Source organism: Legionella steigerwaltii (genome assembly GCF_001468065.1).
GTDB classification, from domain to species: Bacteria; Pseudomonadota; Gammaproteobacteria; order Legionellales; family Legionellaceae; genus Legionella; species Legionella steigerwaltii.
Genome location: NZ_LNYZ01000001.1, coordinates 404,077 through 420,163 on the forward strand (window position 1 = coordinate 404,077; position 16,087 = coordinate 420,163).

Below are 16,087 nucleotides of genomic sequence, written 5' to 3' on the forward strand. Positions count from 1 at the left end.
CCTCATATACATGCAATGCATGAGTAGTGTTAAAATATTTAACCAAATTTGGTAATAAAGGCTTTAAATATGTATTCAAAAGTAAATGCTTCATCTATAAATCAAATCGATCAATTACCATCCAGAACACATAATGAAATTGAGGATATGAAGGGTAAGCTAAACAGTCAGCGAATTGAACTGATATTTGGCTCTTATGGGGTAGAGGTAGTTTTACAAGAAAATAATATTCGTGTTTCCAATTTACATTCAAATGGTGTAATGCGAACTTTTGCAGTTGTTAATTACTCCTTGCCGGTCCCAGATTGGTTTCAAAATACACATGATAAAATTTATCAAGGTGGATCTATTGGTCAAACAATAAAAAACGATGGATTTTCATTAATCAAGGAAGATGTCTATTTTGGTCTTACAAAATTGCCAGAATTTGCAAAAGAAAAAATGCAAACAGATAAAAAATCTGTTGCTGTTTATATATACCGATTGATTGTAAAAAATCAGGAAAACTCTGAATCAATAGATTATTGCACGGTCACTGAGATTTACAGTCCTTTATATTTAACTCTTGGGGACCTACAGCTGTTATCTCCAGAGGGAACTCAAAAACACCAGGTTATATCGGAATCAGTGCAGAAATATCTAGACGATATAAGTGCTCTAGATCAACTACTTATGCCAGAAAATCATGGGGTAAAAGCATTTAATGAAGGTAATTATGAAAAAGCTAAAGAGTTATTTCTGAGGGCAATTGATAAAAAACAAGAGACACCAGAAAGCTATTTTTACTTAGGGAAATGCCACTTCTTTTGTGATGAAAAGCAACAGGCTATTTCTCCTTTAAAAACCTATATTAAAAAAATAAATAAACTAATTGAGGTAAAACAAAATAATTCAGATGATGTTGCTAACCTTTCTTATGCATTTGATGTATTGGGGCAATGCTATGAAGCTGAAAATAAAGGTACTGCCGCATTAACCTGCTATGAGACAGCAACTAAGATTTATCTATCTTGTGCTTCTGCCTGGAACAACATGGGGTTGTTTTACATAAAGTCTGCTAAGTCTTATCTTGAAAAAGAAGACCTAATGAACGCTGTTAATTTTTTTGGGAGAGCGCTTGTTTTTATCAAAAAGGCACTGGAACTTTGTAGTGACAATCCTGTATTTTTACATGGTGTGGCGAGTTGGTATGAGCAATATATAGAAGTTCTTGAAAAGGTTATTGGGGATGATGAAGCCGTTCAAAAAAAAATGACTAATAATTTTAGTCATGCATTGCAATATTATCTGAAAGCATTAAATGCGTGCAAAGAAGATGATTTCGTTCTCAAAAATATTATTTTAGGCAATTACATCGAATGTTTAGCACAATATGGACATCATATGTATAAAAATGAACATTATAAAGAAGCGCAAGAAACTTACTTAAAAGTTATTCAATTTGATCCAGATCACCTTCCTGCGATTAATCAAATGGGAATGACTTTGTTCAAACAGAATTGTTTCTCTGAAGCAAGAAAATATTTCTCTTCTATCTTGGAAAAAACGAAAGATAAACAAGAAATTGCTGATGCATGGTTAAATATTGCGTGCACTTATAGATTTGAGAAAGAATGGTATAAGGCTCAAGAAGCACTTAATCAAGCAAAAACATTCTCGCCAGAAGATTCTTCTATTACCGATGAAGAAAAAAAATTGAACGAGTCAAAAGCGGCCGCTATTCTTATATCTACACCTCAAATATTATTTGGAAATTCAAATTCTACTGCTCAAGGAATTGAAAATAAACCATCACAAGATACAAGTTTTCAATTTCATTGAAAATTACCTATGAGTAAAAATAAAAATTAGGTGTCACAAAGGTGTAAGACTCATACGTTCTTTAATCAAATTGATAATCATATCTTGTGGTGGCATTACAATGAACCAAAATAGATTCTTTCAGGAATTTTGTAATTGTTACATTCGTGCTTAGATTTTATTAATTTCCGGAGTGACTTTTGTAATTTGATTAGATAAGTGGGCTTGGCGAGTGAAGGATAGATTCGTCAGTCACTTTGTTTCCTCATCACCGCTTCGCGCGCTCTTCTTCGCATTTTGTAAAAGAGAAAAGCGGTGGTGGCTTGAACATACAGTTTGGTAAATCCTTTGCTCTGAATTGTCCTTAGAATGCTTCTTGATATTTCCAAGCAGGTCCTTTAAGCTGCATGATATCTCCTCTAGTTAGACTCTCTATCTCAGCACTTTCCAACGTGTTTTTCAAATCTCTTATTTTCTTTAAATTTTCTTCTCTATAGTAATCTCTAACTAAATCGATGTTACTATAACTAATTCCTGTTTTTTCTTCGATTACAGTTAATATACGATGAAGGTCGCCATCTGGTTTCATCTTTTTATTATCTATATTTTTCTTTATTTCTTGTAGGAGTTTTTGTATTTGTGCAGTTGGAGAAGGAGAAAAATCAACAATGTTTTCAGTATGGGTGTTTAAAGTTCTAATTATATTCCCATGCAATTTTTCAGTATAATATGTGCCAGCACCTCTAATAATATGTATTTCTACATCCATGCCATCTATCCTTTCATGATAATCCTCTCCTACATATGAGTTCATATTCATGTAGTCATCAAAAGATTCATAATGTATGGTATGCAATGCCTTCTCGACAGCGCTTCCATGATTTGTCCCCCATCTACCCCACAAAAATCTTCCAAACATACCACCCCAAGCATAGGGCTGACCTAATGGAGTGTGTGCAAAAGCGCCTGCATATTCAAAAAGCATTTTTTTTACTGCATCAAGTTCATTATTGCATCTAGCCAAACCATATTTATTTTTTTTAAAAAAACTTTCCCATTTTTTTCTCCAATCCGAAAGACTTTTACCACTCATAGAAAATACCCCAAAAAAGTGAATAAATTATATATATATTTGAAATGTTGCTCAATAAAAAGTCCAGAAGAGATTCGTCAGTTAAAAAAAAGGAGGGGGAAAGCCTTCTCCTAATGATTTTGTAACTGTAGTCTCTAGTTATGCTGATGTTTTAGGGACTATGGCTATAAACCACGCTAAATCTAAAAGAAAAGCAGTTAAAGATAAATACGTTGATTCTCAAGATTATCAACGTATGTTTTCTAATGCTTTTAAAAAATGTAACAGATTTAGATATTACTGCCATAAACGGCCTGAAACAACGGGGGTTATATGACACTTTGTTACAAATCTGTTACATTATTCAGAGCTTTAATAATCCTTAAAGCGATTGGCAGCTACATTACTCCACAGCCTCTTTTAAAATATCTTTATAAAATTGTTTGCTAGCTGGTCTGAGCAGTATCGTTTCTGCATGTGCAGTCAAATGATACGATATTTCAAGTTTTCTGCGGTTAAATAACTTGCCCTTGATACACCAATAATACGCCAAAAGGATGATTTTCTTTTTGACGAGCTAACTGCGCAAGTTGAAACGTTTTATTTAAAAAGTGTTTTATGTTTTTCAGGCAAATCAGAAGCAAATACTTGTAATGATAATACAGCCAGGAAAAAACGTTTAAGTATCTTTGCAAATTTGTTTTTCTATTGCTCTTTCACATGTTTGCTCCCATTGAGTATCGCTTTTCCTAACCAGAAAAAGCATACTTCATGCGTCATTTTTTCTGCATTTTTTTCTAAAATCCAAGATTCAACTTCCTGCAAAATATCACTATTTATATTTTTTTTGTCCCATTGTAGAAAAAAAGCAATGAGCCATTTCATCTCCATACTGCCTTGAGAAGGCATTAGAATAGATGTTGTTTTAACCTCCTTTTCAAAAGGTATATTTAGGTCACGCAGTGCTGACTCTATATCATCTGCAGTATAAAATTGCTCATTGTGGTTGCCTATATAATCCTTGAAACGTGATTGAATTTCATAAATTTCAAGGCGTCCTCTCAAGACAATTAAACCTGACTCTCCAGCATCTGTTATTTTTTTAACGATATATGGTAAATCCAAAGACCAATAAAGGCATTGGGAGGCGATAACCCAATTGAAATAGTCATTGCGTGGGTTTTTTAAAAAATAGCTTTCAGCAGTTCCAACAAAGGTGTTTGTTTGAACGGGAATGCTAAACTGGTTTTTGGAGTATTCTAATAAAGCATCTGCGCTTGGTTCTACTCCTGTTATGCTGACTTTCGCTGGCATTTTACTGGCATAAGCATCAATTATTCTTATAATTAATTTGCCATCATGACAACCTAAATCCAAAATATTGACCTCAGATGTGGAGGGAGAAAAGCGAGTACTTATTAAGTCAATAAGTATCGATTTTTCACTTGCATTAGCAAAATAGGTTTTGAAAAACTCATTGTTATCATACATAGACATTTTTTTATCCTTATCTGTTTAAGTCAATATAAACATGGTTTGGAGGCTGTAACCAATTGCTCTTTGGATAATTCACTCCCAAGGTTTCAATGAATTGAAAAGATAGCGCTTTGCGCGAATAGCTTGAATTATTTATTGGGCTGCAATGAACAAAATTGCCATGAAATAATAATGCATCCCCAGCTTTAACCTCCAAAGGCGTATAACAATAATTCTCGCTAACAAAATCAGGAATATGGACATCATTTAGTGCCTCAAATTGTCTGGTTTTAAGTTGGTGATTTACCCGTGAACCCATTTCAAGGGCCAACGATTACTGCCCATAACCCCATACATGCACCCATTTTCTATAGATGCATCTTCTAAAGCTAGCCATAAAACAACTACCGAAGTTGGTTCAGTATAGGCAAAAGTTGATTCTTGATGTGGCCTGACTTCACTGCCTAAACCATGAGGGTGCTTAGGAATATAAACACTTAAATGACAAATTGGTTTTCTAAATCCTATACCTTTAAAAATCGATTTAAGCATGGAGTTTTTATAAACCGTGTGTTGCATCATTGAATATTTTTCTATGAGATGCATACCATGCCCAATTCTATTAACGACTCTTACATCATCTATCACTTCATAAAATACATGTGCTTTGTGACTGGATGATTGAAAATATGGTTTAGTGACATATTCTTTTGGTTCTGATTCTGGTTTCAACGGATTTTTAGAATAAAAGCAAACGATTTCATTATTCCAATTTTGCGCGATATCCAATTCCGCATCGTTTTGGATTTTTTCAATTTCATTCAATAACTCAGGTAGCTCCACCTGATTAAGGTACTCTTTAAGAACAATAATGCCATTTTGGTTATAACTGTTAATTGCGTGATTTAAATTAGATTGAAGATCAAAAAGAGTATATTCTTTTAATGCATTTGAATTGCTACTTGTTTTCATCGTTACCCCCTATTTGCAAGAGTAACAAATGGACGTATAACTTTTATGTCCAAATCAGGGTGTTTTTCCCGCTTTATGGTGTGATTCAACGGGATAATCGCAATCTCCGTGGATGCACTAGCTTCCGCACTAATGAGATGACCGCCAAAAATTTGGAAATTATTATCAGCTACAGCTGCATGAATGTGTACAAACAAATCCTCATTAGCCAAGGTTAGATTGCCCGTCAAGGAAGCAATTTCATAGGTTCCCTGAAACAATCTCTTGGTATGTTGTTGCGTATTGCGATGATAATAACCCAAAGTGATATTGGATATCGCACCAATAGCTGTAAAAATTGCGGATTTTAAATTAATAGAATGTGAATAATTGATGATGCTTTGAAATAAGTTTTCGCCTTCTTTTAAGCTTAATATAAAAGGCGAGTTTTCGAATTGATACGCGATGATGCTCCTATTGAGTTAACAATAAAGAGCCATCACCAAAAATCTAAGTGACGTGTTCGATCAGGATGGCTTAAAGAGTACCGAACACTAATGATTTTCTTAAGCCAGATTTAATCAACTCTAATTTCTTATGTCAAGAGCTAATTAAGCTTAAAGCAAGGCCTTTGCATGCAATACTTTCTTGATATTCTCAAAAAGTTGTGAGATGCCAGAAATCCTGCTCACTAACCTCAAGTTACTATTTGTTCAAAATTGGGTTGCTTGTGCTCTACTTCGCACCTTGTTGGTATAACTGATTGATTTACAAGGATTGTCCTTATTGAGACATAGGTAACACTTTTTTCTTTTAATGAAGCTCAGAGCAAGAGCTGGCGTAGCAAAAATTTTTGCATTAAAAACCACAAAATGAATTAAAATAAAGACAAATTTTTCATTGTTTCCTACTTTATAATTGAATAAGCAGCCTTGTTGCGCTAAGGATGCAATCCATAATTTCCTGTTCTTTTTTGCAGTATATTGGTCATGTGGAGTCCTATTGTAGATATTTTCCTTAAAATATTATTAACCCAAATAAATCGAAACAGCATCATAAGCAAATCTCGTATCATGAAGAACAAATTCACTCACCATTGGTGCGACAATTATCTTGGACGCATAACTTAATCATACTTGCGCAATGTAAAAGTAGAGAGGAGATTAGACGATGAAAACGAGAAAAAAACTATAATAACAATTGGTTACCCCTAACATGGGTTTGGGGCGCTACGCCTCATGGCATCTGAACCTAATAGTTAATCGCTAATTGATAATAGGATTTGAAGGTTAGAGGCTTATTTTAATATAATACGTTATTTAAGATCCTCAGTTGGGAGCACTGTAGTGTAAGCGAAACTTTCTTACAATGTAATGTTCTTTTATAGTTCACAGTATTGCAATGAGTCAGATTGTATAATCTTTGCATCTGATTTGAGCATTATACTCTAATTGGAGAAGCGTTTTTCTGGCAGATAGCTTTGAAATGTGAAGGCAATTGTCTAGTTGAGGTACTTAATTCCGATCTTACCAATGGAGCATTTGAAGTTCCTCAAGGGGGGACGTCGATTGGTAATTGGGGCTTTTAAGGACGATGGCCAAGCTTCTTTTTAATTGGTTAATGTTATATTGTAACTTGGGTCAAGCGTAGCTTAATCCCGGATCGGTGTTTGGTAGTTCATCAGATTGTAGGAGACATTCAAATGAAAATAGTTAAAGCAGCACAATATACCGAAATAGAATTACTCAACCTTTTTAAAGAAATCCATCATGATGCTCTCAGTATGAATAAAGAAAATTTTATAAAAAAATATGAATCTTTTGAAATTCCTGAGCAATTAATCTCATTTCAATTTGAAAGTAAAAATCGAGAAACAATACTCCATATACTGATGAACGAAATAGCCTTGGCTTTAGTTCATTCTAAGGAGATTATGAACTTAGTATATTTTTTCAAATTCTTAATCAATAATGGGGCAGATATAAACAGAATGTCTGATACCAATGATGTCCCATTATCCTATCTCTTTAAGTATAAAGATATGTTTCAACTCTGGAACTTAAACTACATAGTAGATTTTTTTAAAATAATTAACCAATCGGGGCTCACAATAAATAATCGTACTTTTGAGCGACTAGTAGGAAATGTCTTCATAGCGGATAGTGCATCTGAGGACCAAAGAACCCGTGTACTTGACGTTCTCATTTCTTTTGGTGCTGAATTAACAATGTTTCATGAGGCTGCAAGCAGTTATGATAATTTTTATAAGCAATATAAAATAAAATATAAGCAGTACAAATTATCCCAGGAGCAAGAAAAATTAACGGAGCAACTTGCTGAACATAAAGTGAGAATTCAGCGTTTAGAACAGCAAAATAGTCTTCTCTTAGATAACATAGCAAAACTGACTAAGAAAGTAGAATCTTTATTAAATAATTCAGAAAAAACTGAAATAGAAAATTCAACAAATGAATTCACTTTTTTTGGAAGTTAGGAAATAAAACTCTAATTACACTGCACCACATAAAATCATATAATAAGTCACAGATTTCCATTAATTCTAAATAATCTGATTCATCCAATGCTCTCTTTTGGCGACATAAGACATCTTGTTGCCAAAAGGGGGCTTATTCAGAGCCAGAGCTACCAGCAGCTTACGAGAGAGTTCAATGCCTGCCCCCTGAGGTATCTTAGTACTAAATTAAAATGATCCCAAGAGTCCGGGGAAGGATAGATTTGTCGCTTACTTCGTTCGCTTCTCACCGTTTCTCGGCGCGCTGAAGCGCGTCCAAAATGCTGCGCTTTGCGCTCTTCGCTTCGCATTTTGTCGAACCTCTTTCGGTTCGAACACTTCCGGGCCAATGACATTGGATGCCTTGGCAACTATTTCGGAGTGATTTCTTCTTTTGTGATTTATATTTGGAAATGGCGCGCCCGGAAGGATTCGAACCTCCGACCCCCTGGTTCGTAGCCAGATACTCTATCCAACTGAGCTACGGGCGCGTTGACTGGCGGAGAGAGAGGGATTCGAACCCTCGATGGGATTTCTCCCATACTCCCTTAGCAGGGGAGCGCCTTCGACCACTCGGCCATCTCTCCAATCAATGGCTGGGCAGTATATCAGGTATTTTCATGGCGTCAATATGCATGATTTATAAATTGAAACAGAAAGTTGGCGAAGTAAAAATTTTGGATGCATTAATATTGATCTATAATTAATCAGTGTGCAGTTAATTGCTTGATCAAGCTTATTGTACTTATTTTTTCAAAAAGTTAGTTTAATAATTTTATATTTTAATGCTTTATAAAAATTCCAAATTTTCATGATTGCTGCTACTCTTTATCATTCATAAATCAGAACTAATATCAGTGAAGACTAATGGCGTTAAGTTAAAAGATTTTGGTCCTTTTGTTATCTCTATTAAGGACATGCTCATTGAGAGCGTTACTCTTTTAATGAAATATCGTTGCAGTGATGTGACCGCAATTTAAAAATAAGGAGGATCGATGAAACAGAAGTCGAATTTACATGGTCGAGAGGTGTATGTAGTTGATGGAAATCGCACACCATTTCTCAAAGCCAAGGGAATAGGTCCTTTTTCTGGATCTGATTTAGCGGTAGCTGCAGGGATGACCTTATTAAATCGCCAACCTTTTGCGCCAACTGAGTTGGACGAAGTGATTATTGGCTGTGCTATGCCTAGTCCAGATGAAGCGAATATTGCACGAGTAGTTTCCTTGCGTTTGGGTTGTGGTAATAATGTACCCGCGTTTACAGTGATGAGAAATTGTGCTTCTGGAATGCAGGCTCTCGATAATGCGGCTATCCAAATTGCGAGTGGTCGCAGCGATTTGGTTCTTGCAGGCGGTACGGATTCAATGAGTCACGCTCCTTTATTGTTCAACCAAAAAATGGCATCCTGGTTAGCCAATTGGTATGCTGCTAAGAGTATGGGTCAAAAATTAGGTTTAATAACGCAATTTAGACCGGCTTATCTGGCTCCTGTTATTGCTTTGCTGCGTGGTTTAACAGATCCCATAGTTGGCATGAACATGGGGCAAACAGCAGAGAAAGTTGCCTACCGTTTTAATATTACTCGTGAACAAATGGATGAGTTTGCCAATCAAAGTCATTTAAGACTGGCAAAAGCCTATAGCGAAAATAGGATGACAGAAGTATCACCAATTATTGACTATAAAGGAAAAGTTTATCCGCAAGATGATGGTTTAAGAGCAGATTCAACCGTAGAAAAATTAGCTAAATTAAAACCATTTTTTGATAAAAAATATGGTATGGTCACCGCAGGTAATAGCTCACAAATAACTGATGGGGCTTGTTTATTATTATTAGCGAGTGCTGATGCAGTAAAAAAACATGGATTAAAAGTAATTGGTCGAATTGTCGATTCACAATGGTCTGCACTTGATCCGTCACAAATGGGGCTAGGTCCTGTTCATGCTGCAACCCCCATACTGCAAAGACAAAAGTTGACGCCTGAAGATATGGATTGCTGGGAAATCAACGAAGCTTTTGCAGCACAAGTTCTAGGTTGTGTCGCAGCATGGAATGACGAAGAGTATTGCCGTACTCAATTGGGTTTAGAAAAACCTTTAGGTGGTCCTTCATTAGAAAAACTCAATCGTGATGGAGGAGCAATCGCAGCTGGGCATCCAATAGGTGCAAGTGGTGCGCGTATTGTTTTACACGTTTTAAAATCATTGGAACAAAGAAATGAGTCGCGAGGAATGGCTTCTATCTGTATTGGTGGAGGACAGGGCGGGGCTATGTATCTTGAAAGAGTGACTGAGGTGAAAGGACATGAATAATTACAAACATTGGGACTTGCAACGAGACAGTGACAATATTCTGTGGCTAGCCCTGGATAGGAAAGATACTTCTGTGAACAGTATTAATGAAGAAGTACTGGATGAACTTAATAGTCTCTTGCACGAAATTTCACAAGATAAAAACGCCATAGGTTTGATTGTTTATTCGGCTAAGGAAAAAGGATTTATCGCGGGTGCAGATGTGAATTCATTTTCAAAATTCGCAACCCCGGCTCAAGCTGTAGATTTCTTGCGAAAAGGACAAGCAGTGTTTGCTCGATTACAGGCACTTACAATTCCTAGTGTTGCTATGATAGACGGTTTCTGCATGGGCGGAGGTTACGAATTAGCTCTTGCTTGTACCTATCGAGTTGCTAGTGATGAAAAAGATACTCGTATCGGTTTACCCGAAGTGATGTTGGGTATACACCCAGGTTGGGGTGGTTCTGTACGTTTACCTCAATTAATTGGTGGCTTTAACGCTTTATCACAAATTATATTAACCGGAAGTGCAGTTCCTGCTGCAAAAGCCAAGAGCTTAGGCATGGTTGATGATGTAGTTCCTGTACGTCAATTAAAACGAGCAGCAGTTTATTTTATTAAAAACAAACCACCGCGACATAAACCTTCGTTCGTACAGGGATTAACGAATAAGGCATGGTTGAGAAAGCCCATTGCTGCTTTAATGCGTCGAAATGTGGCTAAGCGTGTACGAAAAGAACATTATCCAGCACCTTATGCCATCGTTGATCTATGGGAAAAAGAAGGTGGTATGGGAGATAGGGCTTATTTGAAGGAAATAGACTCTGTAGAGCATTTAGTCTCAACTGGAATTACTTCAAAAAATCTAATCCGTGCTTTTTCTTTACGTGAACGTTTAAAAGGTTTTGCAAAAGGTAGTGATTTTAAAGCGAGCCATATACATGTTATAGGTGCGGGCGTGATGGGTGGTGATATTGCTGCCTGGTGTGCACTACGTGGATTGCGAGTGACTTTACAAGATCAATCTTATGCCCAAATTGCCCCTGCGATTGGCCGAGCTCATGCTTTGTATAAGAAAAAATTGCGTAAACCACGCCTTATACAAGCTGCAATGGATAATTTAATCCCTGATCCCGAAGGGCATGGTATTGCAAGAGCTGATGTCATTATTGAAGCGGTTTTCGAAAATCTTGCGGTAAAACAAGAAATTATGAAAGCAGTTGAGAAGCTCGCCAAAAAAGATGCCATCATTGCTACCAATACTTCAAGCATACCACTGGATGAAATGAGTAGTGTAATGAGTAATCCTAATCGTTTGGTTGGAATTCATTTCTTCAATCCGGTTGCTAAGATGGACCTGGTCGAAGTAGTGAGCAGCACAAAAACCTCCAAGAAAGTTGAGCTTAATTCGTGCGCTTTTGTTAATCAAATTGGCAAACTCCCATTACCAGTTAAATCCAGCCCAGGATTTTTAGTAAATCGAGTGTTAATGCCTTACCTTATGGAATGTGTTCAATTATTGGATGAAGGATACAGTGCTGAGACTATTGATGAAGCCGCACTATCATTTGGTATGTTCATGGGACCGGTAGAGCTGGCAGATACAGTTGGACTGGATGTTGGACTAGCTGTTGCTGAAAATTTAACGAGTCATTTTGGCGGAACTGTTCCACAGAAGCTACGTGACATGGTTAAAGATGGCAAATTAGGTCGTAAAACAGGCAAAGGGTTTTATCAATATAAAAATGGCAAACCAATTAAGAAACAGCCTAATAAGCCAATTGATCCACATATTGCAGACCGGTTAATCCTCAGAATGGTTAATGAATCAGCTGCCTGTTTGCGTGAAGGTGTTGTTGCTGATGCGGATTTACTTGATGCAGGCATGATTTTCGCTACCGGGTTTGCTCCATTTCGTGGTGGCCCAATGAACTATGCTAAGGATTTTGGTGCAAATAATTTAGAAAATTTATTTAAAACTCTTGAATCCAAGTATGGTAAACGGTTCAAGGTAGACGAAAGTTTGTGATTTGATTCTGTTTTTTATGCAACATGTAGCCTGGGTGCAGCGCAGCGGAACTCGGGCTTGAAAAATTTTATTGATGTTACAAACCCGGGTTCCGCTGCGCTGCACCCAGGCTACAAAATTTAAAAACAAATCAGATCATGTCACTACATTTATGGATAATTCACTACAAATGATCTTAACCAAGCAAAGATTATTTTTTTTGATTTCTTTACAATTTCTTTGTGTGTTTATTTCTCATGCAACCACTCTGGTTTTACCTCCAGCAGGGGATGTTGTTGGAGAAATTCAATACACACTATCCGAAGCAAATGAAACAATTGATGAGATAGGAAAACGTTTTGATGTTGGATATTATGAAATTGTCAGAGCAAATCCTCAAATTGACACTAAGCGTGTACTAGTTAATTCACGACTCGTAATTCCCGCCCAGTATATTTTGCCTGATGTTCCTAGAAAGGGAATTGTTATTAATTTAGCTGAATATCGGCTGTATTATTTTCCTGAAAATGAGAATGTGGTAATTACTTTTCCCGTTGGTATTGGTCGAAAAGGATGGAATACACCTTTAGGGTTAACTAAAATTATATCAAAAGAGGCAAATCCTAAATGGCGCCCAACAGAAAATCTGCGCGCCGAAGCAGAGAAAAATGGTGATTTTCTTCCTGATGAGTTTCCTTCTGGGCCTTACAATCCCCTTGGACAACATGCTTTGCGGCTGGGGTGGCCAACTTTTCTAATTCATGGTACAAACAGGCTTGATGGGATTGGTATGAGGGTAAGTGCCGGATGTATTCGTATGTTTCCGGATGACATTGAATATTTATTTCATATCGTTCCAACAGGAACTCCGGTACGAGTAATCAACGAACCAGTAAAAATTGGAAAACAAGAAGGGAAATGGGTAATACAAATACATCCTCTCTTGAGTGAACAACACAGTATGTCGCTGCAAGCAGCACTACAAAATCAATTAAGAATTAATAATCTTTCCAACTTCATTAATAGCAAAGTAATCCAAAATGAGCTTGCATATCCTACGGGCTTGATACGAAAAATTTAATATATAGTCACTGCTCTAGCAAACTAGGACTGCTCTTGACTGCAGTATTTTAAAAGACAATAGCTTATGAATAATATGATTAGCGCTCCCACAATATCGGTTAAATAATGCCACCCCAGCAAAACACAGGATGCAATAAGTAATAAATTAATTATCAACAATAAAAAACAAGGAATAGGCCATTCTTTAAGTAAATTTACGCACAATATTGCCCAGATTGTATGAAAAGAAGGCAGAGCGATTAATCCTCCTTCATTAGTCGTTGGATTAATATAATGGTGGATTTGTCTGAACTTAAGGCCAGTATCAATTTGTTCGGCGGAGAATAAAGGACTGCTGATGATACTTGCAGGAGCAGTTGTAGGGAAAAAATAATAAACAATAAAACCAATTAAAACCGTAGATAACAGATAAAAATAATACTCTCTAATCAGATGAAAACGACATGTAAAAATGATCAGTAAAGGTAAAATGCTCATTTGATAGGTCAGGCTATCATAAATGATACCCAGCACATATTTAAAGTAAGGATGGTTATTAGTCCAGACTAATATTTTTTCCATCTGGATATTCAAATGTTCTTCAAATCTGATGATGTATGGATCAACTATTGGAAAAGGAGTTAGCTGTACTGCATTGGTTGCTATTGCGACAACACTCATTACTATAAAAAAATAAATCAGTTCTCGACCAGCATATCTATATTTATTTCCTGGGGGAAAATAAAGGACAAGTCCAAGGTTTAAAAGAATTAATGTTACTATTAAACCTGGGATACCTTCAGGAAAGTAGTTATTACCTGGATATCCATAAAAAAAATGGTTTATTAAAAAAGCGAAAGAAGATAATGCCAGAATTAATCCGGTAAAAATTATAATTGAACGAGATGATACTTGACTCATTTAATCGATTATTCGACCGTTTCTAAAAGCTGTTGCTTTTGCTTAATTGCATGAAAAATCTCTTCTCTATGCACATTAACTGATCTAGGGGCGTCAACACCAAATTTAATATTTCCATGTTCTTGTGTTTTAAAAGCTAAAATTTTAACAGCAGCATCACCAATATGAATTATTAAAGGTTCTTCAAACTGAAGAGAAATTATATCCATTAAAAACCCTCTGTAACTTTTAAATAAGTTAATTGTAAAATCAATAACATTTGTTTAATGCACGGTAACCTAATTTATGGATACTTGTCACTAAAAAATTAATACAAACTCATAAAAAATCAATTTACTCTGATTTTCTCTAGTTTTATTTAGAAATTTCATCATTTTAATTGATTAATAATTGTATGATGTAACCAAAATGGTTATAATTGGCAGCTTTTTTATAAACCTTGCCTTACTGTTGTTTTTTTGATGACAGAAGGCTTCATCCATAAGGAGAAATCATGAGACATTATGAAATTATGTTTCTTGTGCACCCTGATCAAAGCGAGCAAGTACCAGCAATGGTTGAGCGCTATGAAGGGATCATAAGCAAGCACAGTGGTGTGATCCACCGCAAAGAAGACTTAGGTCGACGCCAATTAGCTTATCCAATAAGTGATGTTCATAAAGCGCATTACATTCTTATGAATATTGAATGTAGTCTTGAAGCTCTGGAAGAAATAAAAAATGCATTCAAATTTAATGATGCAATTATCAGAAACTTAATTACTCGTCAAAAACAAGCGATCACTACTGAATCTGTTTTGATGAAGAAAGAAAAAGAAACCAGATCTGCTTAAGAGGAGCCTTATATGTCAGCTTATTTTCGTAGAAAAAAAATGTGCCGTTTTAGTGCTGAAGGCGGTAATGAAATTGATTATAAAGACATCAATTTGCTGAAAAATTATATATCTGAAACCGGTAAAATTGTACCAAGTCGTATTACTGGCACACAAACTCGTTTTCAAAGACAATTGGCAAGAGCAATTATGCAAGCCAGATTCCTTGGTCTGTTGCCTTATTGTGATAGCCATAAATAAATAATAATGATGCGAGCAGGCAATTTTATAACAAGACAATGTAAGCTAGTACTTGAAAATAAGCAGCAAGCAATTCTTTATGCTGTTATTTTTTCAGTGCTACCTTTTGCATCCTGGATTTCAGTTGCTTTAGTTAGTTTAGTGACATTAAGAAAGGGTGCGAAATCTGGTTTTGATGTTTTGCTGCCTGCGCTTGTTATTCATTCAGTTCCACTGATAATGTTAATACCATTATCCGGGGCAATAATTAATACTCTTATTGCTTATCTTCCATGCTATTTTGCTGCATTGAGTTTGCGAAAGACGCAGAAATGGCAAGCAGTGGCTGGAGTATTTTTTATACTGGCATTTTCGGGATGTCTGTTTCTTCAACTTTTAGTACCTGGTTTTATCGTTGAACAATTTAATCAGTTTAAAATGATTTTGACACAATACCAGGAGTTGGTTGATTCTGCTCTTAATGGCATAAATTCAGTAATTTTGGCGCAATTGTTTTTCGGAATTCAGATATTAAGTGTAATTGTTTCTGCAACAGTTTCCTTGATGTTTGCTCGAACGATGCAAGCCAAGTTATTTTTACCTGGTGGTTTCAGGAATGAACTAATGGCATTTCGAAGTGGCAGACTTTCATTTTTAGTTTTTTTAGGAGTTTCGTTAGCAACTTTTTATGAAATTCCTTTGGCTATGAATGTCCTTCCAATAGTGCTGTGTTATTTCTTGGCTTCTGGATTTGGTCTGGTTTATTTTATTTTCTCTCGTAAGAGAAAAGTTAAGGTATTCATTTTATTAATGTTATTAATGTTAGTGAAACCAACTTTTGTATTATGTGCCTACATTGTTCTTGGTTCATTAGATAGTTTAGTTAATTTTAGATCGTATTTCCCTTCAAGGGTTGGCGAATCAATTTAAGGGGTTA

The 16,087-nt window shown here is 35.9% G+C and carries 15 protein-coding genes and 2 tRNA genes; 8 read left to right on the plus strand and 9 right to left on the minus strand.

Annotated features, from left to right (window positions below; genetic code table 11):
• Positions 1-69: 69 nt before the first annotated feature.
• Positions 70-1,821 (plus strand): tetratricopeptide repeat protein, encoded by a 1,752-nt coding sequence (locus Lstg_RS01700; protein ID WP_058475929.1) that lies wholly within the window; start codon positions 70-72, stop codon positions 1,819-1,821.
• 343 nt (positions 1,822-2,164) lie between these two features.
• Here the strand turns inward: Lstg_RS01700 and Lstg_RS01705 are convergent, their stop codons facing one another.
• The 5 genes from Lstg_RS01705 to Lstg_RS01720 all read right to left on the minus strand — a co-directional run bounded on the left by Lstg_RS01705 (position 2,165) and on the right by Lstg_RS01720 (position 5,769).
• Positions 2,165-2,893, minus strand: a complete 729-nt coding sequence (locus Lstg_RS01705) for a hypothetical protein (protein ID WP_058475930.1) — start codon at positions 2,891-2,893, stop codon at positions 2,165-2,167.
• Positions 2,894-3,577: 684 nt separating this feature from the next.
• A complete protein-coding gene (locus Lstg_RS01710) occupies positions 3,578-4,369 on the minus strand; it encodes a class I SAM-dependent methyltransferase (RefSeq protein ID WP_058475931.1) in 792 nt (263 codons plus the stop codon).
• 10 nt (positions 4,370-4,379) lie between these two features.
• Complete coding sequence (locus tag Lstg_RS18085) at positions 4,380-4,667, minus strand: phytanoyl-CoA dioxygenase family protein (RefSeq protein WP_274519312.1); 288 nt, start codon at positions 4,665-4,667, stop codon at positions 4,380-4,382.
• Complete coding sequence (locus tag Lstg_RS01715) at positions 4,652-5,320, minus strand: phytanoyl-CoA dioxygenase family protein (RefSeq protein WP_274519313.1); 669 nt, start codon at positions 5,318-5,320, stop codon at positions 4,652-4,654. The genes Lstg_RS18085 and Lstg_RS01715 overlap by 16 nt, the downstream gene beginning before the upstream one ends.
• A 2-nt stretch (positions 5,321-5,322) precedes the next feature.
• The gene (locus Lstg_RS01720) at positions 5,323-5,769 is read right to left on the minus strand and encodes a PPC domain-containing DNA-binding protein (protein ID WP_338011239.1); all 447 of its coding nucleotides are present in this window, start codon (positions 5,767-5,769) and stop codon (positions 5,323-5,325) included.
• A gap of 1,232 nt (positions 5,770-7,001) precedes the next feature.
• Between Lstg_RS01720 and Lstg_RS01725 the strand changes: the two genes are divergently transcribed.
• Positions 7,002-7,793 carry a hypothetical protein gene (locus Lstg_RS01725; protein WP_058475933.1) on the plus strand — a complete coding sequence of 264 codons (792 nt, stop codon included), beginning with the start codon at positions 7,002-7,004 and terminating at the stop codon, positions 7,791-7,793.
• A gap of 432 nt (positions 7,794-8,225) precedes the next feature.
• Here the strand turns inward: Lstg_RS01725 and Lstg_RS01730 are convergent.
• Together Lstg_RS01730 and Lstg_RS01735 are read right to left on the minus strand one after the other, a co-directional pair.
• Positions 8,226-8,302 (minus strand) — tRNA-Arg (locus Lstg_RS01730).
• Between the two features lie 6 nt (positions 8,303-8,308).
• Positions 8,309-8,398, minus strand: a tRNA-Ser gene (locus Lstg_RS01735).
• 408 nt (positions 8,399-8,806) lie between these two features.
• Between Lstg_RS01735 and Lstg_RS01740 the strand changes: the two genes are divergently transcribed.
• The 3 genes from Lstg_RS01740 to Lstg_RS01750 all read left to right on the plus strand — a co-directional run bounded on the left by Lstg_RS01740 (position 8,807) and on the right by Lstg_RS01750 (position 13,197).
• A complete protein-coding gene (locus Lstg_RS01740; RefSeq protein ID WP_058475934.1) occupies positions 8,807-10,126 on the plus strand; it encodes an acetyl-CoA C-acetyltransferase in 1,320 nt (439 codons plus the stop codon).
• Complete coding sequence (locus Lstg_RS01745) at positions 10,119-12,137, plus strand: 3-hydroxyacyl-CoA dehydrogenase NAD-binding domain-containing protein (protein WP_058475935.1); 2,019 nt, start codon at positions 10,119-10,121, stop codon at positions 12,135-12,137. The genes Lstg_RS01740 and Lstg_RS01745 overlap by 8 nt, the downstream gene beginning before the upstream one ends.
• Positions 12,138-12,288: 151 nt before the next feature.
• Positions 12,289-13,197 carry a L,D-transpeptidase family protein gene (locus tag Lstg_RS01750; RefSeq protein ID WP_172462836.1) on the plus strand — a complete coding sequence of 303 codons (909 nt, stop codon included), beginning with the start codon at positions 12,289-12,291 and terminating at the stop codon, positions 13,195-13,197.
• Between the two features lie 23 nt (positions 13,198-13,220).
• Here the strand turns inward: Lstg_RS01750 and Lstg_RS01755 are convergent, their stop codons facing one another.
• Both Lstg_RS01755 and Lstg_RS01760 read right to left on the minus strand, forming a co-directional pair.
• Entirely contained in the window at positions 13,221-14,099 is an 879-nt protein-coding gene (locus tag Lstg_RS01755; protein ID WP_058475936.1) for a phosphatase PAP2 family protein, read from the minus strand.
• Positions 14,100-14,107: 8 nt separating this feature from the next.
• On the minus strand, positions 14,108-14,308 hold the full coding sequence (locus Lstg_RS01760; RefSeq protein WP_058475937.1) for a carbon storage regulator: 201 nt from the start codon (positions 14,306-14,308) through the stop codon (positions 14,108-14,110).
• Between the two features lie 284 nt (positions 14,309-14,592).
• On the opposite strand from Lstg_RS01760, the gene rpsF reads away from it, so the two are divergent.
• The 3 genes from rpsF to Lstg_RS01775 are packed head-to-tail and all read left to right on the plus strand — an operon-like array spanning position 14,593 to position 16,080.
• Positions 14,593-14,931 (plus strand): 30S ribosomal protein S6, encoded by a 339-nt coding sequence (gene rpsF / locus Lstg_RS01765; protein WP_058475938.1) that lies wholly within the window; start codon positions 14,593-14,595, stop codon positions 14,929-14,931.
• Positions 14,932-14,943: 12 nt separating this feature from the next.
• Positions 14,944-15,171 (plus strand): 30S ribosomal protein S18, encoded by a 228-nt coding sequence (gene rpsR, locus Lstg_RS01770; RefSeq protein ID WP_010653600.1) that lies wholly within the window; start codon positions 14,944-14,946, stop codon positions 15,169-15,171.
• A gap of 6 nt (positions 15,172-15,177) precedes the next feature.
• Entirely contained in the window at positions 15,178-16,080 is a 903-nt protein-coding gene (locus Lstg_RS01775) for a hypothetical protein (protein WP_172462835.1), read from the plus strand.
• The last annotated feature ends 7 nt before the right edge of the window (positions 16,081-16,087 follow it).